The organism is Pleionea sp. CnH1-48 (assembly GCF_024124665.1).
In the GTDB taxonomy this organism is placed as follows: Bacteria; Pseudomonadota; Gammaproteobacteria; order Enterobacterales; family Kangiellaceae; genus JAMXSB01.
The window spans coordinates 82445-107560 of sequence record NZ_JAMXSB010000001.1 but is presented as its reverse complement, the minus strand read 5'-3'; the positions used below and the strand labels follow the sequence as shown (position 1 = coordinate 107560).

Here is a 25116-nt window from a genome sequence, read left to right as displayed (position 1 = left end):
GTTATGTTGAGCAAAGATTTAGAGCTTACTTTGAATCAAGCGTTTAAAAAGGCACGTGAAAAACGTCATGAGTTTATGACCGTTGAACACCTGCTTCTCGCACTACTGGATAATACGATTGCAGCCAGCGTCTTGAAGGCTTGCGGTGCCGATTTGGAGCACCTAAAAAAACATTTGTCAGATTTTGTCGACGAAACTACTCCACTCATTCCGCAACACGATGAAGGCCGCGAAACACAGCCAACACTGGGTTTTCAGCGAGTTTTACAACGTGCTGTCTTCCACGTTCAGTCTTCAGGCAAAAAAGAAGTAACGGGAGCGAATGTTCTCGTCGCTATTTTTAGTGAGCAAGAAAGCCAGGCTGTTTACTTTTTGCAGCAACAAAAAATTTCTCGTTTGGACATCGTTAATTACATCTCACACGGCATTTCCAAAGTCGGTGAAGAAGAGCCAGACATAGGCAACCCCGAAGTGGAAGAAGAACCACTGCAAGAAGCGCCTGCCAAAACACCATTAGAGTCCTACGCAACCAACTTAAACGAACTGGCTAAAGAAGGTCGCATCGACCCGTTAGTTGGTCGAGCCGATGAGTTGGAACGTGTTGTTCAAGTGTTGTGCCGTCGCCGCAAAAACAATCCTTTATTTGTGGGTGATGCCGGTGTCGGTAAAACTGCTATTGCAGAAGGTTTAGCGAAACGTATCGTAGATAAAGAAGTACCCGAGGTCATTGAAGAAGGCGTTGTGTATTCTCTGGATTTGGGTGCATTGCTGGCCGGTACTAAATATCGTGGTGACTTTGAGAAGCGCCTGAAAGCACTGTTAGCGGACCTAAAAAAGCAGGATCATGCGATTCTGTTTATTGATGAAATTCACACCATTATTGGCGCCGGTGCTGCCTCTGGTGGCGTGATGGATGCATCGAATCTGATCAAACCCATGTTGGCCAACGGTGAACTGCGTTGCATGGGCTCGACGACTTTCCAGGAGTACCGCGGTATTTTTGAAAAAGATCGTGCATTGGCTCGTCGTTTCCAGAAAATCGACATTAACGAGCCAAGCATTGATGAGGCGGTTAAGATCCTGCAAGGGCTTAAAGAACGTTACGAAAGTCATCACTCTGTTAAATACTCCTCGCCATCGCTGAAAGCTGCGGTAGAACTTTCTGCGCGCTACATCAGTGACCGTCACTTGCCCGACAAAGCCATCGATGTGATTGACGAGGCAGGGGCAAATCAGCGCTTACAACCCGTTTCTAAGCGCAAAAAACTTATTGGTGTGCACGATATTGAAAACATTGTGGCAAAAATGGCCAAAGTGCCACCCAAAACCGTTTCGACTTCCGATAAAGAGTCGCTGCAAAATCTTGAGCGTAATCTTAAGATGGTCGTGTTTGGCCAAGATGAAGCCATCGACACCTTATCTGATGCCATCAAGTTAGCGCGTTCTGGTTTAGGAGTAGAAGAGAAACCTGTGGGTTCCTTCTTGTTTGCTGGCCCAACCGGGGTGGGTAAAACCGAAGTCACTCGTCAGTTGGCTAAGCAATTAGGTATTGAATTAATTCGTTTCGATATGTCGGAATATATGGAGCGTCATACGGTATCACGCCTGATCGGTGCGCCTCCTGGTTATGTTGGCTACGATCAAGGGGGATTGTTAACCGAAGCCGTTAATAAAAACCCTCATGCCGTGGTGCTTTTGGATGAGATTGAAAAAGCTCATCCGGATGTTTACAACCTGTTACTGCAAGTGATGGACCACGGAACGCTAACTGATAACAATGGCCGCAAAGCCGATTTCCGTAACGTGATTTTGGTCATGACCACCAATGCAGGTGCCGCTGAGTTGGTTAAGCCTTCTATCGGTTTCCAGCAGAATGATAAAGACCATGATAACTTTGAGGTTATCAACAAAACCTTCTCGCCGGAGTTTCGTAATCGTCTTGATACGATTGTTTGGTTTAAAGGGCTATCTGAAGAAGTTCTGCTGTATGTGGTGGATAAATTCATTGTCGAACTGCAAACGCAGCTCGATGACAAACATGTGAGTCTGGAAGTTGATCAGACCGCAAGAAAATGGCTATGCGATAAAGGTTATGATGCCAATATGGGCGCACGACCTATGGCCAGAGTGATTCGAGAGCATATCAAAAAGCCATTGGCAGACGAGTTGTTGTTTGGTCGCTTGTCACAAGGCGGGCAGGTTAAAGTGTCTGTTAATAAGACGGGTGATGCTTTGAGCTTTAATATTGTAGGCAAGAAAGAAGAAGTGTGTGTTGAGTAAGACTCAGAGTTACTCAATCTAGCGGCATAAAAAAAGCCCGAACATTGGTTCGGGCTTTTTTGTTATCGGATCCGGTATCTTAACGAGAGCGGAAGACGATACGCCCTTTAGACAGATCATAAGGGGTAATTTGTACGGTGACTTCATCGCCGGTTAAAATACGGATATAGTTCTTACGCATTTTTCCTGAGATGTGAGCTGTGACTTTGTGTCCATTTTCTAACTCAACACGGAACATGGTGTTTGGAAGGGTTTCCAAAACCGTGCCTTTCATCTCAATATGCTCTTCTTTTGCCATTTATCCGCTTTTCCTCGTTGTGTGTATCGTCTATAAAAATCAGCGCGTAATAATGCACTAAAGGCCGCCAATAATCAAAACAAATTGGCGTTAAATTACGCTTATCTGCATTTTCCTGGTCAAAATGTTTAAAAAAGACTCATTTCTAGCGTGCTATACACCTTGTTATGTAAGGCTATTCACACTGAGTGGCGGCTTTGGCAAAGGCAGCTCTTGAACGGTTCAGTTTAACTGAATCCAATGATTGCCGACAAAGCAGTCGAGGGGGCGGTATTCTGATTTATATTTCATTTTTTGGCAGTTGCGCACCAAAAAGCCTAGATAAACGTAGTCTAGCTCCCGCGTTTTAGCGATCTCTATCATGGTCAGTATGGCTAATCGACCAGGACTTAAATAGCTATAGTCGGGATTATAATAAGTATAGACCGCTGACAGTCCGCTGTTAAGCCAGTCAACCACAGCCGTAGCAATCAGCTCGCCCTTATCATAGAAACAGATAAACTCGGTTTGGCTCCAGTCACACAACAGGAAATCTTTAAACTGGCTTTCTGAAGGAGGGTACATATCACCGTCTGAATGACGTTCGTGGATATAACGTTCATACAGCTCGTATTGCTCTTGATTAAAAATGGCGGGCTGTATCTTAACCTCAAGGAAACTGCCGCGTTTTAAGCAACGTCGTTGATTGCGATTCGGTCGAAATTTTGCGGCTGGGATTCTAACGGGAACACAGGCTTCACATTGCTGGCAATAAGGCTTATAGACATGGGAGCCGCTGCGACGAAACCCTGACTCAGACAGGCGAGTATAAAGCTTCGAAGATATCTGTTTCTCTGGGTCCAAAAAAACCGTCGTTGCTTGCTGCTCTGTTAAATAAGAGCAGGTATGGGGAGGCGTTGCGTAAAACCTGAGTTTTAGTAATTCGTCGTTAGGATCTTGCTGCACATTGTATCCTCATCACCAACGATGTGTTGGCAACCATCTGGGCTGCCACATATCTGCGGGAACTGATTGGTCTCTCCATTGATAAAGATAGTCAAGAAATTCATTTCTTGAAACTGTCTCGGCACCCAGACTGCTGAGGTGAGGATTCGGCAGCTGACAATCAATCATCGGAAAGCCTGCACTACGGCATATACTGACGAGATAACACAAGGCGACTTTAGAAGCATCTGTTGCGGTATGAAACATGGATTCGCCAAAAAATAATCGGCCTAAGCTGACACCGTATAAGCCTCCCACTAGTTGTTCTTGTTGCCAGACTTCAACAGAATGAGCATAGCCAGCACGATGCAAATCAATGTAAGCTAATTGCATCTCTTCGGTGATCCAGGTGCCACTTTGATCTTTGCGAGGATCAGAGCAGCCTTTGATCACTGCAGCAAAGTTTTGATTGATGCTGACTTTAAAATCCGCTTTGCGTAATTGTTTGCGTAAGCTTTTGGACGGCGAAAATTGTTCGGTAAAAAACGCTGCTCGCGGATTGGGGCTCCACCATAAAACCGGATCACCATCGCTATACCAGGGAAAAATGCCTCGATAATAGGCGCCTAATAACAACTCAATGGACAGAGTAAAGCCATAGGCAAGCAGCCCATCTGGATCGTCCAATGCGGTTTCTACTGGCGGAAAATGTTCGGGGCTCTCAATTAATGGTAGAGATAACAAAATGATTTCTCTTGGCTTTCAACTACAATAAACACAAGAATATGAAATTTAGGAGTGCATGACTAGATGCGGTTTCAAGATTTGGGACTAAAAATGGGCGATGCCATGCAAGCGCAGCTCTCGTCTGATTCTGAAGCGCGTTATCCGGTCAAGTTATTAGGCTTTATCCCCGAACACAGTGTGATTATCTCTGCGCCCAAAACCAGCAAAGGCGGCATTGTTCTTGTGCGCGAAGCGCAAGTGATGACTTTGCGGTTTGTTGCCAACGGTGTTGCCAGTGGCTTCAGCTCAAAGATTCTGGCATCACGCGCCAGCCCTTATCCTTATCTTCATCTAGAAATTCCTGATGACATACAGACCGTTGATGTTAAGCAGGCAGTGAGTGTGCAAACCAACATTGCAGCCACCATGATTAACGAAACTCGCAAGAGCTCTTCACTTAAAGTCATGATGACCAGTTTAAGCGTATTAGGTTGTCAGATTGAATGCGAAAAGAAAATTGCATTGATTAACGACGAAATGAGTTTGACCATGACTTTGGAGCTTGAGCGTGCGCAACGGGTCGCGACTCTAGAAGGGAAAGTGGTAAAAAAACAACGACGATCACTCGATGATTCTGTTAGCGAAGAGGAGGATGAAGAAGGAGAGTTTATGAATATCTATCAGCTGGAGTTTCTTAACAGTGATGAAGAAGATGAACTCCTATTGCGAGCATTTGTTTATCAGGAAATATTACGCTCGCTGAATATGATTTGAGCACTGGCTAAGCAGTGCTCAAATCTATTTTCGCTTTTCAAAAATGCAGCCTGTCGGTTGCACTTTAAAATGCTTTTGGCATTACATCGATGTTAGTCTAGGTCATCCAGGTATTTTTCTGCGTCCAGAGCAGCCATACAGCCGGAGCCTGCAGAAGTAATTGCCTGACGATAAACATGATCCGCCACATCGCCCGCAGCATAAACCCCTTCGATACTGGTTTGTGTCGCGTTACCTTCCAGTCCGCCTTTAACAATGATGTAACCATTGTTCATTTCTAGCTGACCTTCAAAGATACCCGTGTTGGGCTGGTGACCAATAGCGATAAACACGCCGTGCACATCCAACTCTTCGGTGCTGTCATCTTGAGTGCTTTTGATACGAATGCCAGTTACACCCATGTCATCACCCAGAACTTCATCAAGAGTGCGGTTCCAGTGCAGGTGGATGTTGCCATTTTTGGCGCGCTCTAATAATTTATCACGCAAGATTTTTTCGGAGCGAACGTCATCACGGCGGTGAATAACATGAACTTCACTGGCGATGTTAGACAGATAAAGTGCTTCTTCAACAGCGGTATTACCACCACCGACAACAGCGACTTTACGATCACGATAAAAGAAACCATCACAGGTTGCACAAGCCGAAACCCCTTTACCCATAAAGGCTGTCTCAGATTCTAAACCAAGATATTTTGCTGAAGCGCCAGTACAAATAACTAAAGCGTCACAGGTGTAAGTTCCCGAATCGCCAGTAAGGCGGAAAGGGCGCTCTTCTAACTGAACTTCGTTGATATGATCAAAAACAATCTCAGTACCAAAGCGCTCGGCGTGCTTGCGCATACGCTCCATGAGTTCTGGACCCTGCACACCAGCATCATCACCTGGCCAGTTATCAACATCGGTGGTGGTGGTTAACTGACCACCTTGCTGCATACCTGTAATAATGACAGGGTTAAGATTAGCTCGTGCGCCATATACGGCAGCGGTATAGCCCGCTGGGCCTGAACCTAAAATAAGCAATTTACAATGCTTAGCATCGCTCATGGATCTACTCCAAATAAAACTGATAGAAATGTCCGCTAGTGTAATGAAGATAACTGTAGACTGTCATCCTCTTTTTCAACCATTTTGAAAGACGACGAGTCTAGAATCTAATGGTTATTAAAGTGACGGACTAGCGATTGTGAGCAATAGACGGATAAGACCCCAAAATATTACAAATTTGGTTGCGAAGGAGCAGAGTGATCAAAATATAAACAAAAAGGAGAGAGCAAAGAAAAACGGTGCTTAGTACTCAGTACTAAACACCGTTTTATTCTGGATAAGGCTTGCTGGGTTCTTAGAGACCTAGAGCAACCTCTGGCGCTACAAAGTCCAGATTCTGGGCATCGGCAACGCTTTGATTTGTGATTTGACCACGGTAAACATTCAAGCCGTTTAACAGATGCTTATCGTCTGCCAGTGCTTGCTTGTAGCCTTTGTTAGCCAAATTAATGATATAAGGCAATGTGGCATTGTTAAGAGCAAAGGTTGATGTGTGAGGCACAGCGCCAGGCATGTTTGCCACACAGTAGTGAACCACATCGTCAACCATGTAGGTAGGCTCTGCGTGGGTAGTCGCTTTAGAAGTTTCGAAACAACCGCCCTGGTCGATAGCAACGTCAACAACCGCAGCACCCGGCTTCATTTGATGAACCATTTCTTTAGTGACCAGCTTAGGCGCCGCTGCACCTGGAATTAATACGCCACCAATTACCAGATCCGCTGCCAGTACATGCTGTTCTAACGCGTCTTTGCTTGAGAAAACGGTTTCTACCGAGCTACCAAACTGAGCGTTCAAACGACGTAATACGTCAATGTTACGATCCAGAATAGCGACATGAGCACCCATTCCTACGGCGATTTGAGCAGCGTTAGAACCTACCACACCGCCACCGATGATGACGACTTTCGCTGGAGAAACACCGGGTACACCACCCAATAACATTCCGCGACCCATTTGAGATTTCTCAAGGCACTGAGCGCCTGCCTGAATTGACATGCGGCCAGCAACTTCTGACATAGGCGCTAACAGAGGTAAGCCGCCCGTATCGCTCGTTACGGTTTCGTAAGCGATACAAACTGCGCCACTTTTAACCAGGTCTTCAGTTTGTGGGGTATCGGGAGCTAGGTGTAGGTATGTGAACAAGATCTGACCTTCACGAAGACGAGCGCGTTCTTCTGCAAGAGGCTCTTTAACTTTGACGATCATTTCGGCTTCAGCGAAGATTTCATCGGCTGTTTGACGAATGTCAGCTCCAACCGCTTTATAGTCATCGTCAGTAAAGCCAATGCCAATGCCTGCATTGTGCTCAACAATCACTTGATGGCCATGAGCAACCAGCTCACGAACACTTGCGGGAACCATGCCTACTCGATATTCATGGTTTTTTATCTCTTTTGGTACACCGATTAACATTGTCAAATTCTCCGATTCTCATCGTGTAAAAATATCGCGAAAGTATAGTCTGAAATTAACAGGGTATTTATCTGTATTTGGAAGTATATTGGTGATAAATACTGTGTTATATTTTTTACATAGTGAAATACACTGAATCAGGCAGAATGACCAGTCGAAAGCTCGATCGCATCGATAAATCCATTTTAAGAGAGATGCAAAAAGAAGGGCGCATCTCAAATGTAGAGTTGGCACGCCGTGTGGGCCTTAGTGCAACACCTTGTCTGGAGCGGGTTAAGCGGCTTGAGCAGGATGGCATCATCTTGGGGTATCAGGCGCGGGTCAGCCCCAATTACCTTGCTGCGAGTCTGTTGGTCTTCGTTGAGATCACATTAAAGCGGACCTCTCCTGAAGTGTTTGATGAGTTTAAAGCGTCGGTACGCGATCTTCATGAAGTGTTGGAGTGTCACCTGGTATCCGGTGATTTTGATTATTTATTAAAAGCGCGTGTGGCCGATATGGTCGCTTACCGTAAGCTGCTGGGTGAAACACTGCTTACGTTGCCCGGGGTGAGCGAATCTCGAACCTATGTGGTAATGGAAGAAGTGAAGGAATCTACCGAGATTCACATTGTCTGAATGAGAGTGGGCAGCGTTTTTCAAATAGCATCGACCCTGGCTACATGTGATACCCGTCGCCTTTCAAGTTGCAGCGCTGCGAGTACTCTCCCCAATCACTTAGTGCGTCTAAGTTCAGGGGGCCGCTTGCTGGCCGCCTACCTGCACTTTGAAATACTATGGGTATAGACAGTAGATAGATGCCGGATAGTAATGATTTTTAAGGGATAAACCCATTTTTAGGCGGCTGAGACATGTTAAACTAACGCTCAGTTAAGGGTGAAGAACCACTGTTTTATTGCAAGGTGTGCTAACTTGGCCAAAAAAGAAACAAAAAAGAAACCAACAACGACCGAGAATAACCCTGCCCTCAAGCAACGTTTACGCGAAGGGGGAGTCATTTGTCTGGGGACCATGGCGCTGTTTTTATTCATTGCGCTGGTCACTTATCATCATACGGATCCAGGTTGGAGCTTCAGCGGCAAAGGGCTGACGATACAAAACTCGGCAGGGCGAGCGGGTGCCTGGCTGGCGGATGTGTTCTTGCAGTTGTTTGGCTATCTGGCTTACGTTTTCCCTTTCATGATTCTTTATTTTGCCTACCTGCTGTTTCAGGAGCGCAAGCTGGTACAACATCATGACTGGCAGTTCTGGTTGCTACGTATGACGGGCTTTTTGCTGACCTTATTTTCTTGTGCGGCTATTTCTAGCCTTAATTTTCTCGACCCAGCGATTCAGCCAAGCTACACCTCTGGCGGTGTGTTTGGTCGTATGTTAGGCGACAACCTGTTTGATGCTTTCAATGCCCTGGGCTCGTCACTCATATTGCTGGCTTTGAGCTTGGCAGGCATTACGCTGTTTACGGGTCTTTCCTGGTTTAAATTAATGGATCAAATTGGCGCTGCGGTGTTGGGTGGTGGCGACTGGCTGAAAGAAAAGTGGGAAATCGCCCGCGAAAATCGAGCAGAGAAAAGAGCCGTTGAAAAAGCACAGGAATCGCGCAAAGTCGCCATTCATGTAGAAAACAAAAAGCAAGAAAAGCGCGAACCCGTACGAATTGAGCCATCGGTGCAGGCAATTACGCCAAGTTCACGTGTGGTTAAGGAAAAACAGAAGAAACTGTTTGATGAGCCCGTTGTAGGAGAGTTACCGCCTTTGGACTTATTAGACGAACCACAAGAATCGACGCATAAAATATCCGAAGATGCCTTACAGGCTATGTCGCGGATGGTTGAGTTAAAGCTAGCAGATTTTTCTGTCGAAGCCCGTGTTGTGGCGGTTCATCCAGGCCCGGTAATCACGCGTTTTGAGCTGGACTTGGCGCCCGGTGTCAAAGTTGGAAAGATTGCTAACTTGTCAAAAGATTTGGCTCGCGCCATGTCGTCGGTCAGTGTGCGAATTGTCGAGGTCATTCCTGGTAAACCTTATGTCGGTCTAGAAATTCCTAATGACCATCGTGAGTTTGTACGGTTACGCGAAGTCTTGGGCTCAAAAGAATTTGATGACTCCAAGTCGGGTCTCACCATGGTGTTGGGTAAAGATATTGCGGGCTTACCTATTGTTGTCGATCTAGGAAAGATGCCGCACTTATTGGTCGCAGGTACAACAGGCTCAGGTAAATCGGTCGGGGTGAATGCGATGCTGTTGAGTATCTTGTATAAATCCGGTCCAGAAGACGTTCGCTTGATCATGATTGATCCTAAGATGCTGGAGCTATCGGTTTATGATGGTATCCCGCATTTGTTGGCCCCTGTGGTTACCGACATGAAAGAAGCGGCTAATGCGCTTCGCTGGGGCGTCGCCGAAATGGAGCGTCGCTATCGTCTGATGGCTGCCATGGGTGTACGAAATCTGGCTGGTTTTAACCGCAAAGTCAAAGACGCCGAAAAAGCAGGTGAGCCACTGATTGATCCTTTGTGGCAACCGACGGATGGTCTAGAAGAGCAAGCGCCGTACTTAGAAAAACTGCCGCACATCGTGATTGTCATCGACGAGCTGGCCGACATGATGATGATTGTTGGTAAAAAAGTGGAAGAACTTATTGCGCGTATCGCTCAGAAAGCACGGGCAGCGGGTATCCATTTAATTCTGGCAACTCAGCGACCATCGGTAGATGTTATTACGGGTTTGATTAAAGCGAATGTACCATCGCGAATTGCTTTCCAGGTTTCGTCGCGTATTGATTCGCGAACCATCCTGGATCAGATGGGGGCAGAGCAGCTATTAGGTCAAGGTGACATGTTGTTCTTACCTGCCGGAAAAAGTATTCCGACGCGGGTCCACGGAGCCTTTGTTGATGATGACGAAGTGCATCGTGTGGTTGCAGATTGGAAACGTCGTGGTGAGCCTGTATTTGAAGAGGCGATCACCAGCGGTGTTTCTGAAACAGAAATGATGGGGTTACCACCCGGCACAGAAGATGACGCGGGTGGTGAAAAAGACGAACTTTATGATCAAGCTGTGGCTATTGTTACCGAGTCTCGCCGAGCGTCGATTTCGGGCATACAGAGACGTTTAAAAATCGGTTATAACCGAGCAGCACGAATGATTGAAGAAATGGAAGCGGCGGGCATTGTGACCCCCATGCAATCGAATGGGCAGCGCGAAGTGATCGCGCCACCGCCACCAAAATAATCGCTTTGGAGTCGATATGAAAAAGTTATTAATGGCAGCCATTGCCAGCTGTAGTTTATCAATGAGTGTATTGGCTGATGATTTAACCGAGTTGGTTACCATGACCGCTAAGGTCAACACTTATCAGGCAAAATTTGAGCAAACCATTACCGATTCAGCCGGATTAATTAAAGAAAGCGCCAAAGGCGAATTCTGGTTAAAGAAGCCACAGCAGTTTATTTGGAAAACGCAATCGCCTTATGAGCAAGAAGTGATTTCGAATGGTGAAACTTTATGGATCCATGACATCGATTTGGATCAAGTCAATATTCAATCGTTAAACAAAGCATTAGGTACAACGCCTGCTTTATTACTGAGTGCCAGTGCAGAAACACTGGGAGCCAGCTTTATAGTGAAAAAACTGGTCAGCGGCAGTGAGCAGTCAGCGACCTTTGAGTTGCTACCTAAAGATAGCGAAGGAGTGTTCGAGCGCTTGTTATTATTGTTTAAAGATGATGTGTTAAGGGAAATTGCACTTTATGACTCTTTAGGCCAGCAAACGATTGTACGCCTTAAAGATGTGAAAGCGAATCTTGAACTCGACGACAAACAATTCGTTTTTGTGATCCCAGAGGATCTCGACGTCGTCGATTCTAGAGCGCAGGCTGACGGCGAATAATGGCCGATCTGTTTTCTCAAGTAGAAAGTTACCAGCCATTGGCCGCGCGCATGCGGCCTACTTCTTTGAGTGAATACGCTGGGCAAACGCATCTATTGGCAGAGGGAAAGCCACTACGTAAAGCTTTGCAACAGGATCTGATTCACTCAATGATTCTGTGGGGACCGCCGGGTGTCGGCAAAACCTCATTGGCACAAGTGATAGCGCAAGAAACTCAGGCACAGTTTATCAGTGTGTCAGCCATATTAAGTGGCGTAAAAGATATTCGTCAGGCTATTGATCAGGCAACACAATTTAAAACCACAGGCCAACGAACGCTGTTGTTCGTGGATGAGGTTCATCGTTTTAATAAAGCGCAACAAGATGCGTTTTTACCCTATATCGAAGATGGCACCGTCATTTTTGTTGGCGCGACGACAGAAAACCCATCCTTTGAGCTCAACAACGCACTTTTGTCTCGTTGTCGAGTGTATAAATTAAAGCCCTTACAAACCGATGAGTTAGCTTTACTAATTGACGCCGCCTTGACCGATGACAAACGTGGCTTGGGTGAGTTGAAACTTCAGTTAGAGCCTGATGCGCGAGAGCTGTTATTGCAGTCATCCAATGGTGATTCGCGTCAACTGCTTAACTATTTAGAGATTATTGCTGATACCGTCGATGCGCAAGAAGAGGGCGCCAGAATCACGGCTGATCACGTCAAAGAAGTGATTGGCGATCGCGTGCGTCACTTTGATAAAGGTGGTGATTTATTTTACGAGCAAATCTCTGCTTTGCATAAGTCATTACGCGGTTCTAATCCCGACGCCGCTTTGTATTGGTGTTGCCGCATGCTAGACGCAGGGTGCGATCCTTTATACGTCGCCCGCAGATTAGTTCGAATGGCCAGTGAGGACATTGGTAACGCCGATCCTCGAGCCTTGCAGATTGCACTTAATGCTTGGGATGTGCAACATCGCCTAGGTTCTCCCGAAGGTGAGCTCGCCATTGCTCAAGCAGTGCTGTATTTAGCCTCTGCTCCAAAGAGTAACGCAGCCTACATGGCCTATAAAAAAATGCGTCAGGTGGTGGCAGAAGATCCTGGTCATGATGTGCCTGTGCATTTGCGCAATGCGCCCACCAAGTTAATGAAAGAAATCGGTTATGGTGAAGCCTATCGATATTCTCATGATGAACCGGATGCGTATTCTGCTGGGCAAACTTATTTCCCTCCCGAAGTGGGAGAGCTTGAAGTCTATCAACCAGTGGAGCGTGGGCTGGAAATTCAGATTGGTAAGAAGCTGGCTCATTTGCGTGAGTTGAACCATGGTAACTAACCTGGCTACAGAAGGTTACTTGACGTCTTTGAATAAAGGCTATAAAAAGTGATGTCGACCCAGTGGATCTATGTCTTTGCCGTGGCTATTGGCGGTGCATTAGGTGCGGTAACCCGGTTTCTGGTGCGAGAATATCTGCCACTACTGGTTCCCGTCAGTTTTCCTTTGGCGACTCTGTTGGTGAATGTGGTGGGCTGTTTTTTGGCTGGGTTGTGTTTGATGTATTGGCAACAGGCGATGGTTTCTACCGCAATGAAACTGGCCATTATGATAGGCTTTTTTGGCGCACTGACCACGTTTTCGTCATTTTCTGTGGACACTCTGGCGATGATTGAAAATGATCAGTGGCTAGCAGCGTTAGCTAATGTGCTATTGAATGTCATATTGAGTTTAATTGCTGTTTTCGCTGGGGCCTGGCTTGGTGTTAAAATAGGACAGTAGTATTCGCCGTCAATTTTACTTTGACGATATTTTGTACAAGCTATAATGAGTATTAAAAACTGGGCAACTATTGCTCAAATAATGATTAAGTGGGAATTTCATGATTGATCCTAAGTTACTTCGCAACGATTTAGAGAAAGTTGCTGCGAATCTTGCGCGACGCGGTTTTGAATTAGATACAGCAATGATTGCTGATCTGGAATCGCAACGAAAAGGTTTACAAATAAAAGCGGAAGAATTACAAGCTCAAAGTAAATCCAAAGCCAAAGAAATCGGCAAAATTAAAGCGCAAGGTGGAGATGCTCAATCGGTACTTGATGAAGTTGCCAGCTTAAAAGAACAAAAGCAGGAAGCCGAAAACCAATTGCGCGATCTGCGAGAAAAAATTCTGGATGCCCAGTACTCAATCCCTAACTTGATTGATGACTCTGTGCCCGATGGTGCCGACGAAGACGATAACGTCGAAGTTTCTTTATGGGGTGAGCCGACTCAATTTGATTTTGAGCCTAAAGATCATGTTGAACTAGGTGAGCTCAATGGTGGATTGGACTTCGGTGCTTCGGCAAAAATTACTGGCGCACGTTTTGTAGTCATGAAAGGTCGCTTGGCTCAATTACACCGAGCGCTTACTCAGTTCATGTTGAACACTCACACTCAAGAGCATGGCTACGAAGAAGTTTATGTTCCTTACATGGTCAATCGTGACAGTTTGATGGGAACAGGCCAGCTACCTAAATTTGAAGAAGATTTGTTTGCGGTAAAAGGCAGCACTGACGAAGATAAGAAAAGCTACTATCTGATCCCGACTGCGGAAGTACCCGTAACCAATCTGGTTCGCGATGAGATCGTTGAGCGCGACCAGTTACCTTTGCGTTTTACGGCACATACGCCTTGTTTCCGTAGCGAAGCGGGTTCGGCTGGGCGCGATGTAAAAGGGTTGATTCGCCAGCATCAGTTTGAAAAAGTCGAGATGGTCCAGATTGCGCATCCCGATGAGTCGATGCAAGCTTTGGAAGAAATGACTGGCCATGCCGAAAAAATTCTTCAGTTACTGGAGCTTCCTTATCGCAAGGTGATTTTGTGTGCGGGTGACATTACTTTCGGTTCTACCAAAACCTACGATCTTGAAGTTTGGTTGCCAGGCCAGCAGGCCTATCGCGAAATCTCTTCGTGCAGTAATTTGCAGGACTTTCAGGCTCGTCGTATGCAGGCTCGTTTCCGTAACCCAGAAACAGGTAAACCTGAGTTAGCTCATACCTTGAATGGCTCAGGATTGGCAGTAGGGCGTACTTTAGTGGCTCTGCTAGAAAATTACCAAACCGCTGAAGGGAAAATTCGTATTCCTGAAGTGTTGCGTCCTTACATGGGCGGTGCCGAAACGCTATAAGATGGGACTGCTCTCTAGATAATAAAAAAGCCGTGTTTATCACGGCTTTTTTAATCGCTGTTCTAATTTGATTTCATTTTTTACTAGTTTATCCAGTACGCCTTCAAAACCTACCTCGTTAATCTGGCGTTTAAACTGACTGCGATAGCTTAGCACCATGCTAACGCCTTCAATGGCTACATCAACCACGCGCCACTCATTGATGCCTCTTGGCTTCTTTAGAACGTAGTCTATACGAATAGGGGCACCGTTGTTCTGCTCCATGTGGCTTTTTACCCACACTGTTTTTCCATCACGGCTAAAGCGAGTATCGGTGAACTTAAAGCGTTGACCATTAAACTTTGCCAGACCAGAGGCATAGGTATTGATGATCAGATTGACGAACTTTTCGATAAATAGCTGCTTTTGGGCAACGGTGGCGTCGTTCCAAACGTTTTTCGCCAATACGCGTCTGCCAAGGCCCTGTTTGTCAATAAATGGCAGCAACTCTTTGATAACTGTGTCTTTTGCCAGTTGTTCATTGCTTTCTAACTCATGGCTGTGCTTTTCTAAAAAGCTCACCATGCGCGAGGCAATGTCTTCTAACATCTGTTGCGGCTCTTCTGTTGCAGCCCAGGTGTTGATACTTACCAGTGATATCAACAACAACAAGACATGATGTATTTTTTTCATTCTTTTGTCCTTTCCCTATTTTCAGACATCATGAGCATATGAGGGGAACCTTATAACTGGCAGTTTAATCAACATTTTATGAATATAAACTGAATGTTACCACGAAAACAAAGTAAGAAGGTTAGGAGCTGTTGGGTAATATTAGGTAACTACCCATAAAAAAAGCCGTGATGAACACGGCTTTTTTATTACACCGCTAACGAGTTATTTGGCTGCTTTAATATCCAGCTCGTTGTTAGAAAGCTTGGCGATAATAGAATCCAATCCTTCTTTCTTGATCTGTTGATTGAACTGATTGCGATAGCTCTGAACCATGCTGATGCCTTCAATGGTGACATCAACCACACGCCACTCATTGAGTCCTTTTGGCTTCTTTAGCAAGTAATCAATCTTCACTGGGCTGCCAGACGTCTGTTTCATTTCGCTACGAACACGAGCTGACTTTTTGTTCTTGCTCAACTGGGTATCTGAGAACTCAAAGGTTTGACCATCATACTGACTCAAGCCTTTGGCGTAGGTATCGATAACCAAATTAGTAAACTTTTCAACAAATACCTTTTGCTGCTCTGGGCTGGCTTTTTTCCAATTGCTGCCGAGCACTCGGCGACCTAAGCCGACTTCATCAACATAAGGTAGTAATTCTTTGCGGACAAGATCCTTTGCCAGCTGCTCGTCTTCGGCCATTTTGTCTTTGTTTTTCTTGAGGTAGTCGACAATGTTGGTTGCTACGCCTTCGAGCATGGCACGAGGATCGGTCTCTGCATGAGCCGTAGACAAAGCAAACGAGAAAAAGGTGAGAAGAAAACCGCTTAGCAATTTTTTCATCAGTTATCCTTATTATTTGATGGATAAAAATAATTGGCCTAAGTATGGGGACCAATGACAAGAGTTTCAAGATAATGACGTGTTATTTCACACTTTGTTACTCATCGATTGACTCTGTCTGCCCCAATCCGCATGCAAGCCAGTTTAAGAAAGATTAGATGAATTTAACCTGAACCGTCTTTGGTTAAATACAACGTTTAGGCTTGGGCAAACCCGCAATTTTAGTGGCCTGCTTGGCTGGCCCCTTGGGAAACAACTTATACAAATACAGACTGTTGCCTTTATCGCTGCCTAACTCCTTGCCTAAATACTTAACTAAGGGGCGGATTGCTGGGCTGGTGTTAAATTCTTCGTAGAATTTTCGTACATAATTTACCACTTCCCAGTGTTCATCAGTCAGCACAATGTTGTCAATCTGGGCAATGGTTTCTGCTAGCGACTCGTTCCAGAGGTTGGAGTCGAGCAGGTAGCCTTCTTTGTCGGTTTCAATATCCGGTGGAAGCTCGGTCATGGCTAAAAGGTCCAGGTCAAATTGGTTTGATGTTGCAGCACCAGTTCTACCATGGCTCGATGATTTCGTAGAGCTTGGTAAGAGGGTGAGGGGAGCATGACTCCGCGAGATTGCGCATCAGTTTGTAGAAAGTAAGCCTGTTCTTCGGCAACAGGAGATGCTGGCTGGGCTATCAAATAAACAGCATCTTCAATCAGCAGCAGAGAATCTTGGCTACCCATTGCATTGATCACCACTTGCCAGTGTTCCTGTGGCAGTGGCTTATTAACAATATGTAAGCAGTTTTTCATAAACAGATAACCTGGGCAAAGCGCTGAATAAACTCAGCATCACAGTGAACTGATTGAATGGGTATCATCAAGTTTTCCTCTGTAAGCTGATAGTTTTCTAGTGCTGTTTGTTCTACATAAAGCTCTTCGATATCGTAGAGATCCAGTCCTTTATAAAGGCGAGTAAACTCTTTCATACCTTGTTGTTTGGGCGCTTGATCTTCGACCAGATTCCAGACGCCATCGCCTGCAAATAGTAAGGCTACCCGACTATCAAAGGCAGCCAGTGATAGGGCCATATCCAGCGCTTCTTTTGTCTGCTCCGACTGGTAGGGTGGTTTGTTCAAAATAAATAAGGTTGTCATAGGCTTTTATCAGGCAAAATGAACCACACGATCACCGTTAATCGAACTTTCGGCCCATTCTCCAAGGCCTGAAATATCGAAAGGTGCACTAACATTGAACTGGTTGAGTTCGTTCAGCTCTGCTTCTTCAGCACTTAACAGACCACGCTTGAGACTTACAGAGACACAAGCTTGTAATTTGAACTCATATTTGGCCGCAAGCTCTTTCCACCGTAGGTGCCAGTTGGGCTCATCGTTAGGAGGTGATTGCAGATTGTTGGCAACATAAACCGCATCGCTATAAAAGAACACTCGACTGACTTCCTGGCCCTCTTGATAGAGTGCTTCAATAAAGGACTGGGCCGACAAGTGAGCTTGGGAAGTATAAGGACTTCCACTAACAAGGATGGCGAAACTGGCAGACATAAATCGCTGAAAATAATGAATAATGTGGCTATTTTAGCAAAAACTGATGATAGAAGGGACTTAAAAAACGTGGGATTTACTGACAAAGAGGCACAAAAAAGCCCGATGCAAAGATCGGGCTTTGGATTTCGTTGATTGAAATATCTATCAATCGTCGCCGCCAAACGCCATCAATAATTGAAGCAAGCTAACGAAAATGTTGTACAGAGATACAAAGATACCTACCGCTGCAACAATGTAGTTACGCTCACCGCCGTGGATGATCGCGCTGGTCTGCCACATAATAGCTGCAGAAGAAAACAGCATGAAGGCAGCAGAGATAGCTAGTGATAATGCTGGGATCTGCAAGAACAGGTTAGCAACTACGGCTACCATCAGAACAATCGCACCAGCAACCATGAAGCCACTCATAAAGCTCATGTCTTTCTTGGTGGTTAAAACATAGGCCGAAAGACCGAAGAAGATAAGGCCTGTACCGCCTAGCGCCATAGCTACAATCTGTGGTGCATTGGCCATGATCATGCCAAGGATGGGGCCTAAGGTATAACCCATGAAGCCAGTTAAAGCGAAAGCAGAGAAGATACCTGCTGGGCTATTTTGAGTTTTGTGAACTAAAAATAACAGACCATAAAAACCAGCCAAAATGATCCAAACATTAGGGCGTGGTAGGCCCATTGCCGCGGCAGCAAAGGCTGTCACGCCACTGAATAATAAAAGAGCACCTAAAAGCATGTAGGTATTCTTTAAAACCTTGTTAATCTCAATCGCGCTGCCAGTAGGCTGGGCGACGGCATTCGTGTTGTATTCCATAGTGGACTATTCTCCGGACAAAAATAAAACTTAATGAATATATAGGTCTAAATATACCAAAATCAAGGGCTGGGACAAGTGTTTTCGTCGTAAAACACTACTTAAAGCGCTGCCATTTTGTGTCATTTTATGTCAATTGTTTGTCTTTTGCTACCTAATGTTTGGAAGTGGTTTTTGTTCTTATCGAATAATTTTTGGGGTTGGTAGCATTGTCAGTACTATTTACCATCACTTGGAGTGATAATTGCTCGATTTTAAAGCCTTTTTAAAAAAATTCCTCTTCGGACTTGACCCGAAAAATAGATCCTGTAATATGCTCGCCCAGCTGGAGGGATGGCAGAGCGGTTGAATGCACCGGTCTTGAAAACCGGCATGGGTTAATAGCCCATCTAGGGTTCGAATCCCTATCCCTCCGCCATATAAGTTAAAAGGCTCTCATACGTGGGGGCCTTTTTTGTATCTGCGTTGTGTAAATAAAATATAAGGATAGGGTTCGTACCCGTAAAAGGGGTCGACAAAATGGCCGGGAGCCATTTTGAATGCCGGAAGTATGACGGCGGCCCGAAGGGCAAAATATAGGGATATATTTTGTAATCCTATCCTCCGCCATATATCGAAAGGCCACTCAATTGAGTGGCCTTTTTTTGAGCTTTTAAAAAAGAGTGGCCGAATACGTTCTGAGCAAGTGTTCGTGGTAGTGTTATGCTCATGCTCTTTATATGTTGCTTTGTTTAGAGGTGGCTAGGTAAGGCTTTGGAAACTAGTTAAAGTAATCTGGTGTAGCTATTTTTCTCGTTAAGTGAGTTTCCTAAATCGCGTATCTTGGCCATGGTGAGCGACAAACGAAAGTAATTTAAAGATATAGTTCTAAATGATCTTTTAATATTTAAAGCATTAGATAATGGAAGAGATATTTTAACCCTTTTGTGAGTCCAGATATTCTAAATTGTACTATCTCATTAAGCGTCAAAAAGTTAATGCTTTCTTAGAATAAAGTAAGCACTCAATAAAGCAATTACCTGTCAGTGTCTGGAAGTAAATGGGTATGTTTGTTAGAGATGAAGTCTGGCAGTGTTAAATGATGTGGTACGAGCATTTTTAAGAGTCAGTAAGTTCTAAAATCTTCTGCAAGGTATCTCGAAAATTGATTGCTACCTAGAATTAAAAAGTCAGTTCATAAAGTTCTTTTGAGCTGCTTCAAATAGAGCACTCTGTTGTTAATGTGATCTCTACCTGTGTTCTTGATAGAGTTCGGACTACAAATTATCCCTAAACTTTTCAAATCTTTATTTGTAAAACACTCATTAAACCATGGCTATATTTCCCTCTAATATTCAGTGATATAGACTATACTTAGCGAGTTATCTCGATTAAGGAATATCATGCTGCTCAATCTCGTCGCGCGAAGTTTGTTAGCTAAGTTGTTACTTATATTTATCTGTGGCCTGGCAGCGGTCTTGGTATTGCAGTTGACTATCAGGCAGTACAGCATTTTGCCTCAACTGGAGTTACTAGAAAAACAGAGTGACTTAAAAGACTTGCAACGAATTGTGTCGTCAGTGGATCGTCTTTTCGATGAGCTTGATTCAGTTGTTTATGACAATGCTGTTTGGGATGAGATGTATAAAGTAGTAGAGCAGAAGGATATTGATTATTTGAAGCAAAACTACTTTATTAAGGAGTCCTACTTAACACTGAATATTAATGGCTTCTATTTTTATGACAAGCAGCATGCCTTAATAACTGGCCTAAGTACCGATGGTCAATTTACCCCCTTATCTGCTAACGTTTTTGATGCACCAAATGAACAGATAGTCAGTCTGATTTTGACCACGGAAGAAGAAAGTAAAGCCAGCCAACTAGCTCAGGTTAAGAAACGAGGATTTATCGAAATTGATAAAAAGTTAGCTATGTTTGTTAGCTCAAATATTATTCCGTCAGCAGGACGGGGAGAATCCCGCGGAACGATGCTGGTTTGGCGTTTTGTGAACCAAAAAGTACAGAGTCAACTTTCTGATTTAACTCAGTTAAAGGTTGTTCTTTCAAAAGGCTCGGATAGAAACGTCAGCTTATCTGCACAAAGCATTCGAGAAAACAAAGTGGCTTTAGAGCGCTTTCATAGAGATGAACAAAGTAATCTATCTTTGACCTTCAGTGATATCTATCATCAGCCGCTGCTGGCAGTATCTTATAAAGCACCCAAGCGGATGTTTGACGACCGGTTGTTTGATACAGCTCTAATAGGCGCATCAGCGGGTATATTAGTTATTCTTGCTTTAATGTTTTGTACTTTAAATAAAATTGTTGTGCAGCCTATCTTAGAATTGCAAAAAACCATTCGAAGAGTGCTAAATCTAGGGGATTACACTCAAACTACGGGCATGAAAAGAAATGATGAAATAGGGCGTCTCGCCTTTATGGTAGACACCTTGTTTAACAATGTTTTCACACAACAAGCTGAACTTATTAAGCATAATATTAAACTTAAGGAGTTAAGTGATACTGACGAGCTTACAGGTATCGCCAATCGCCGATCCTTAGAGAATTATTTAGGCCACTTATCCGAAGAAACACTTTATGTACCAGAAAGTTTAAGTGTTTTAATGATTGATGTGGACCATTTTAAACTTTATAACGACCACTATGGTCACGCGGCAGGAGATGAGGCTCTTAAAGAAGTTGCATCTACAATTGAGGACTTAACGAGAAGTCATTACGACATGGTTGCCCGTTATGGTGGAGAGGAGTTTTCTGTACTACTACGAAAAGCAAACAAAAGTAGAGCAGTAAAAGTCGCCAATAAACTATGCCAGAGTATTTTCTTACTTCGTATTCCTCATGAAAGCTCGCCAACCAGTGAGTATTTAACCATATCAATTGGTGTCGCCTCTTGCCCTCCCAAACATAAGTGCAATAATAAGCAACTCTTTGAAGCTGCTGATGAAGCACTGTATCAAGCAAAGTCAAATGGCAGAAATCAAGTAGTGAGCCGAGAATGTGATTAGAGTGTGTGACTAAAGTTTTAAGTTTAAAATGAGAAGGGGCAGCAAGGAGTTATCACAGACTGGTAGGTTTGATTGCTGAGATGTTATCTTTGATATAAAGTCGATGAAAGTATTATCACAAGTGATATGCCAGTAAAGGCGAGTATTTGAACTGTCAATATAAGTGTTTTTGAAATATAAGGATGTTTTTTTCGACAAGAAATTTCGAGATTTTTTTACTCTTGTTAAGTTGTGATTTTACATAAGGAATCTCCCTTTGGCGATATTATTTTTATTGAGAATAAAAAAATTATTCATTAACGTAATAATGCAAGTGAAAGTAATGCAATATTTTTTATTTTGTATATTAAATATAGTTAATGTATTAAGAGGTAGTGCGTTATGAAGTTTAAGTTGTCTCATTTTATTCCTTTGTTAGTTCTATTTTTCTCTGTCTCATTAGCCGCGAAACCACCCCAAAACCCTGTTAGAGTGACACAAACATTAGTACCCCCACCAGCTCTTCCTGAACATACGCAGATTGCTCAGGGGCCACCTAAAATTGTCCAGATCACACTGTCTATTGAAGAAAAAGAAATCGAAGTAGCCGATGGTGTTTATATTCAGGCCATGACATTTAATGGCAGTGTTCCTGGCCCCATGATTGTTGTACATCAAAATGATTGGGTTGAAGTGACTCTCAAGAATCCAGCCACTAATTCAATGCTTCATAATATTGACTTTCATGCCGCAACGGGTGCGATGGGAGGTGGGGAGCTTACTCGAATTAATCCCGGCGAGCAGGTTACTTTAAAGTTTAAAGCGACAAAAGCGGGAGTGTTTGTCTATCATTGTGCTCCGGGCGGTAGCGTTACACCTTTTCATGTTGTTGCTGGTATGAGCGGCGCGATTATGGTGCTGCCTCGCAATGGATTAAAAGGAGCGTCAAATCATTCGGTGCGTTATGACAAAGCTTTTTATATTGGAGAACAAGATTTTTATATTCCCCGGGATTCGAGTGGTCAGTTCATTCGTTACGCCAGTATCAGTGATGCCGTTGCTCCAACAGAAGCGATTATGAAGACATTAACACCTTCATTTGTTGTATTTAACGGTCGCGTGAATGCGCTGACTGGTAGCAATGCTATGACGGCCGATGTAGGCGACAATGTACTGGTGATTCATTCTCAAGCCAATCGAGATTCTCGCCCTCATATTATTGGTGGCCATGCTGATTTGGTCTGGCCTGGTGGTGCATTTGATAATAAACCGATTAAAGATTTGGAAACCTGGTTTGTTGCCGGTGGGTCGGCAGTGGCTGCTATCTATAAGTTTCGTCAGCCAGGGATCCATGCTTATGTAAACCACAATTTGATTGAAGCCGTGTTACTGGGCGCTGCCGCTCACTTTCAAATTAATGGCGAATGGGACCATGATCTAATGACTCAGGTATCACCGCCTTCTCCTATTCCATAAGGCTTTCACGATTATGATTACGACTACGATTGGAGCTTAGGCTCTGATCGTAACTTTATGATTAAGTGATACTGAACTAAACGCTTAGATGTTCATGCAATAAATCCATCAGTCGCTCTCGATTAATTGGCTTAGTTAAATAGCCATTCATTCCAACGTTAAAACACTTTTCTTTATCTCCTTTCATTGCGCTGGCGGTGAGAGCAATAATTGGTATGTCTTTTTGCGCGTTGCCAGCTTCGCCAGATCGAATAGACTTTGTTGTTTCAAATCCATCCATTTCTGGCATTTGACAATCCATAAGTATGAGCTGATAAATATGCTTTTGGTTTTTTAAAGTGTTCAGGGCTTCAAGGCCATTGCCGGCTATGTCGATGTGGCAACGGAGAGGTTTTAATAACCCTTTAATAACTTCCTGGTTTACTCTGTTGTCTTCTACCACCAAAATTGATGTTTGTTCACTAATATTTTCTGACTCCTCATTTTGAGGGGCTTCATTGTGTTCACCACTTTTATGAACATGACCTTCTGATGTTTCTTTATGGGTAAGATAATGCACGATGCTTGCAATACTTCTATGAGACAATGGTTTGGGAATAAGTAAAGTGTCTTCCTGAGGCTTTTCTTGTTCTACAGAGTGAGTTAGGACGATAAGTTGAGGCGGGTTTTGCTTGATATTTTTAGTGAGCTCAGATATTTCTTTGAAGATATTTTGAGTTTCTTCTCCGTCAATAATGATGGCATCTAATGAATTATTTTGATCAAGGAGGTCACCTAAAGAGTGAATGGTTTCATAATGTATTATGTCTGCTTTTATAAGCTTAAGATAGGCTTCAAAAGTTTTATGAAAATAAGTGTTTTGGGTGACTAATGCTAATCGGTGACTTTCCAAATTCGTGAGCTTTGGCAATGAACCTATTACTTTTTCTGCATGCAGTGTCACATTAAAAACACTGCCGCTACCATATTCACTGGAGACTGAAATATCTCCCCCTAACGCATGTATCAGATGTTCACAGATCACTAACCCTAAGCCAGTTCCGCCAAAGCGTCTTGTGACCGAGGAGTCTGCCTGACTGAATTTATCGAAAAGTTTCGGCAGTTGGCTAGCTTCGATTCCTATACCCGTATCAGCAACCGATAGTGTAAGTTTTACAGCTGACTCCGAGAGCTCCTCACTGCTTACTGTGATGACAATGCTGCCTTCTTCTGTAAACTTGATAGCATTGCCGATTAAGTTATTACAGATTTGCCTTAAGCGAATAGGATCTGTGCGAACTTTATTATGTTTGAGACCCGATGTATCCAGATAAAGCTCTACAGGCTTATCTTGCAGGTTGTAGGCGAGTATTTCTGATACTTCATGAAAAAGATCGAGTAAGGCAACTTCAACATGCTCAAGTTCCAGTTTTCCGGCCTCTATTTTAGATAAGTCCAAAATGTCATTGAGAATGGTTAGTAAAGAGGTCGCGCTAGAATAAGCAAGACCTAGCTGTTTCTTTTGTTCTTTTTTTAACTCTGAATTCATGACCAGCTCAACCATCCCTAGAATACCATTCATTGGCGTACGAATTTCGTGGCTCATGTTGGCTAAGAACTCCGATTTCAGGCTGGATAGTTCTTCAGCTTCCTTCTTAGCTTTGAGTAGTGCTCTATGAACATCTCTTCGGGTTTGTTCGTAAGCATGAGTGACTAGCGCAACAAAGGTGCAGGCGGCCATGTAAGCAAACAGTCTTCCGATTAATGGCGTCGAACTGGCAGGTGTCTCGATAATCCCTTTGGTCTGTACAATATAGATGGTCGTTAGCCCCACTAAGGTGAGTAATAAAGTGGCTGCTCCCTTGAGCCTTCTTGCAACAAAATTAGAAAACAGGATGATGGGAGGTAACCATATATTCACTCGCGACAACAGTCCACCGTCGTTCCAAGCCATCGAAAAAATCAGCAGAAGCAATATGATGACAGTGATGTCTGCAATCAGAAAGACATCCTGGATCATGTAGTAGGCGACAATAAGAGCAAAAATAACGACGGCAATAATAATGGCGATTAACGAGCCTGCGATCAGTCCTTCTGAGGAGACTCGCACAATAGCCATCAATAGAGATCCCAGGAAGCTATAGATCAACAGCCCAGTAAGTACTCGGGCGCGCCGTAACATGCGCTCGTCCATGGGACTATCGCTGCGGTTCAGTCGATCCAGTAGCCCTGCATGGAAATCGTTAAGCTTTTTGAGATATTTTCGAGGTGGGGTTTCCATGTGCTATTGATGGATTGGCTTTATCATTAAGTATAAGAGAGATTC

23 protein-coding genes and 1 tRNA gene are annotated in these 25116 nt (G+C 44.1%); 11 read left to right on the top strand and 13 right to left on the bottom strand.

Annotated features, from left to right (window positions below):
• The first annotated feature begins 3 nt into the window (after positions 1–3).
• Positions 4–2280 (top strand): ATP-dependent Clp protease ATP-binding subunit ClpA, encoded by a 2277-nt coding sequence (clpA, locus tag NH399_RS00500; protein ID WP_253036448.1) that lies wholly within the window; start codon positions 4–6, stop codon positions 2278–2280.
• Between the two features lie 79 nt (positions 2281–2359).
• On the opposite strand, the gene infA is transcribed toward clpA, so the two are convergent.
• The 3 genes from infA to aat form a co-directional block, all read right to left on the bottom strand.
• Positions 2360–2578 (bottom strand): translation initiation factor IF-1, encoded by a 219-nt coding sequence (gene infA, locus NH399_RS00495; protein ID WP_253036447.1) that lies wholly within the window; start codon positions 2576–2578, stop codon positions 2360–2362.
• Positions 2579–2800: 222 nt separating this feature from the next.
• Entirely contained in the window at positions 2801–3523 is a 723-nt protein-coding gene (locus NH399_RS00490) for an arginyltransferase (protein ID WP_253036446.1), read from the bottom strand.
• Between the two features lie 12 nt (positions 3524–3535).
• A complete protein-coding gene (gene aat / locus NH399_RS00485; protein WP_253036445.1) occupies positions 3536–4246 on the bottom strand; it encodes a leucyl/phenylalanyl-tRNA--protein transferase in 711 nt (236 codons plus the stop codon).
• Positions 4247–4312: 66 nt separating this feature from the next.
• Here aat and NH399_RS00480 point away from each other — a divergent pair, with 66 nt between their 5' ends.
• A complete protein-coding gene (locus tag NH399_RS00480) occupies positions 4313–5002 on the top strand; it encodes a flagellar brake protein (RefSeq protein WP_253036444.1) in 690 nt (229 codons plus the stop codon).
• Between the two features lie 92 nt (positions 5003–5094).
• On the opposite strand, the gene trxB is transcribed toward NH399_RS00480, so the two are convergent.
• Together trxB and ald are read right to left on the bottom strand one after the other, a co-directional pair.
• Positions 5095–6048, bottom strand: coding sequence for a thioredoxin-disulfide reductase (trxB, locus tag NH399_RS00475; protein ID WP_253036443.1), 954 nt, complete (start codon positions 6046–6048; stop codon positions 5095–5097).
• 295 nt (positions 6049–6343) lie between these two features.
• Positions 6344–7462, bottom strand: coding sequence for an alanine dehydrogenase (gene ald, locus NH399_RS00470; protein ID WP_253036442.1), 1119 nt, complete (start codon positions 7460–7462; stop codon positions 6344–6346).
• Between the two features lie 146 nt (positions 7463–7608).
• On the opposite strand from ald, the gene lrp reads away from it, so the two are divergent.
• From lrp to serS, 6 genes are all read left to right on the top strand, one after another.
• The gene (gene lrp / locus NH399_RS00465) at positions 7609–8079 is read left to right on the top strand and encodes a leucine-responsive transcriptional regulator Lrp (RefSeq protein WP_253036897.1); all 471 of its coding nucleotides are present in this window, start codon (positions 7609–7611) and stop codon (positions 8077–8079) included.
• A gap of 294 nt (positions 8080–8373) precedes the next feature.
• A complete protein-coding gene (locus tag NH399_RS00460) occupies positions 8374–10692 on the top strand; it encodes a DNA translocase FtsK (RefSeq protein ID WP_256489178.1) in 2319 nt (772 codons plus the stop codon).
• A gap of 16 nt (positions 10693–10708) precedes the next feature.
• On the top strand, positions 10709–11350 hold the full coding sequence (gene lolA / locus NH399_RS00455) for an outer membrane lipoprotein chaperone LolA (protein ID WP_253036441.1): 642 nt from the start codon (positions 10709–10711) through the stop codon (positions 11348–11350).
• Entirely contained in the window at positions 11350–12666 is a 1317-nt protein-coding gene (locus tag NH399_RS00450) for a replication-associated recombination protein A (protein WP_253036440.1), read from the top strand. The genes lolA and NH399_RS00450 overlap by 1 nt, the downstream gene beginning before the upstream one ends.
• Before the next feature lie 51 nt (positions 12667–12717).
• Positions 12718–13107, top strand: a complete 390-nt coding sequence (gene crcB / locus NH399_RS00445) for a fluoride efflux transporter CrcB (protein ID WP_253036895.1) — start codon at positions 12718–12720, stop codon at positions 13105–13107.
• Positions 13108–13207: 100 nt separating this feature from the next.
• Positions 13208–14494 carry a serine--tRNA ligase gene (gene serS / locus NH399_RS00440; RefSeq protein ID WP_253036439.1) on the top strand — a complete coding sequence of 429 codons (1287 nt, stop codon included), beginning with the start codon at positions 13208–13210 and terminating at the stop codon, positions 14492–14494.
• A gap of 39 nt (positions 14495–14533) precedes the next feature.
• On the opposite strand, the gene NH399_RS00435 is transcribed toward serS, so the two are convergent.
• The 7 genes from NH399_RS00435 to NH399_RS00405 all read right to left on the bottom strand — a co-directional run bounded on the left by NH399_RS00435 (position 14534) and on the right by NH399_RS00405 (position 18351).
• A complete protein-coding gene (locus tag NH399_RS00435; RefSeq protein ID WP_253036438.1) occupies positions 14534–15166 on the bottom strand; it encodes a phospholipid-binding protein MlaC in 633 nt (210 codons plus the stop codon).
• A gap of 204 nt (positions 15167–15370) precedes the next feature.
• Positions 15371–15991: a phospholipid-binding protein MlaC gene (locus NH399_RS00430; RefSeq protein ID WP_253036437.1), complete on the bottom strand. Its 621-nt coding sequence runs from the start codon at positions 15989–15991 to the stop codon at positions 15371–15373.
• 184 nt (positions 15992–16175) lie between these two features.
• Positions 16176–16502: a TusE/DsrC/DsvC family sulfur relay protein gene (locus tag NH399_RS00425; protein WP_253036436.1), complete on the bottom strand. Its 327-nt coding sequence runs from the start codon at positions 16500–16502 to the stop codon at positions 16176–16178.
• A 2-nt stretch (positions 16503–16504) separates the two neighbouring features.
• Positions 16505–16792, bottom strand: a complete 288-nt coding sequence (locus NH399_RS00420; RefSeq protein WP_253036435.1) for a DsrH/TusB family sulfur relay protein — start codon at positions 16790–16792, stop codon at positions 16505–16507.
• A complete protein-coding gene (tusC, locus tag NH399_RS00415) occupies positions 16789–17136 on the bottom strand; it encodes a sulfurtransferase complex subunit TusC (protein WP_253036434.1) in 348 nt (115 codons plus the stop codon). The genes NH399_RS00420 and tusC overlap by 4 nt, the downstream gene beginning before the upstream one ends.
• 9 nt (positions 17137–17145) lie before the next feature.
• Positions 17146–17541 carry a sulfurtransferase complex subunit TusD gene (gene tusD, locus NH399_RS00410; RefSeq protein ID WP_253036433.1) on the bottom strand — a complete coding sequence of 132 codons (396 nt, stop codon included), beginning with the start codon at positions 17539–17541 and terminating at the stop codon, positions 17146–17148.
• A 147-nt stretch (positions 17542–17688) separates the two neighbouring features.
• The gene (locus NH399_RS00405; RefSeq protein ID WP_253036432.1) at positions 17689–18351 is read right to left on the bottom strand and encodes a Bax inhibitor-1/YccA family protein; all 663 of its coding nucleotides are present in this window, start codon (positions 18349–18351) and stop codon (positions 17689–17691) included.
• A 327-nt stretch (positions 18352–18678) separates the two neighbouring features.
• Here NH399_RS00405 and NH399_RS00400 point away from each other — a divergent pair.
• From NH399_RS00400 to nirK, 3 genes are all read left to right on the top strand, one after another.
• Positions 18679–18769: transfer RNA gene (locus tag NH399_RS00400), tRNA-Ser, on the top strand.
• Positions 18770–19733: 964 nt separating this feature from the next.
• Complete coding sequence (locus NH399_RS00395; RefSeq protein WP_253036431.1) at positions 19734–21356, top strand: diguanylate cyclase domain-containing protein; 1623 nt, start codon at positions 19734–19736, stop codon at positions 21354–21356.
• A 381-nt stretch (positions 21357–21737) separates the two neighbouring features.
• The gene (gene nirK / locus NH399_RS00390) at positions 21738–22811 is read left to right on the top strand and encodes a copper-containing nitrite reductase (RefSeq protein ID WP_253036430.1); all 1074 of its coding nucleotides are present in this window, start codon (positions 21738–21740) and stop codon (positions 22809–22811) included.
• 76 nt (positions 22812–22887) lie between these two features.
• On the opposite strand, the gene NH399_RS00385 is transcribed toward nirK, so the two are convergent.
• Positions 22888–25071, bottom strand: coding sequence for an ATP-binding protein (locus NH399_RS00385; RefSeq protein WP_253036429.1), 2184 nt, complete (start codon positions 25069–25071; stop codon positions 22888–22890).
• Positions 25072–25116: the final 45 nt, after the last annotated feature.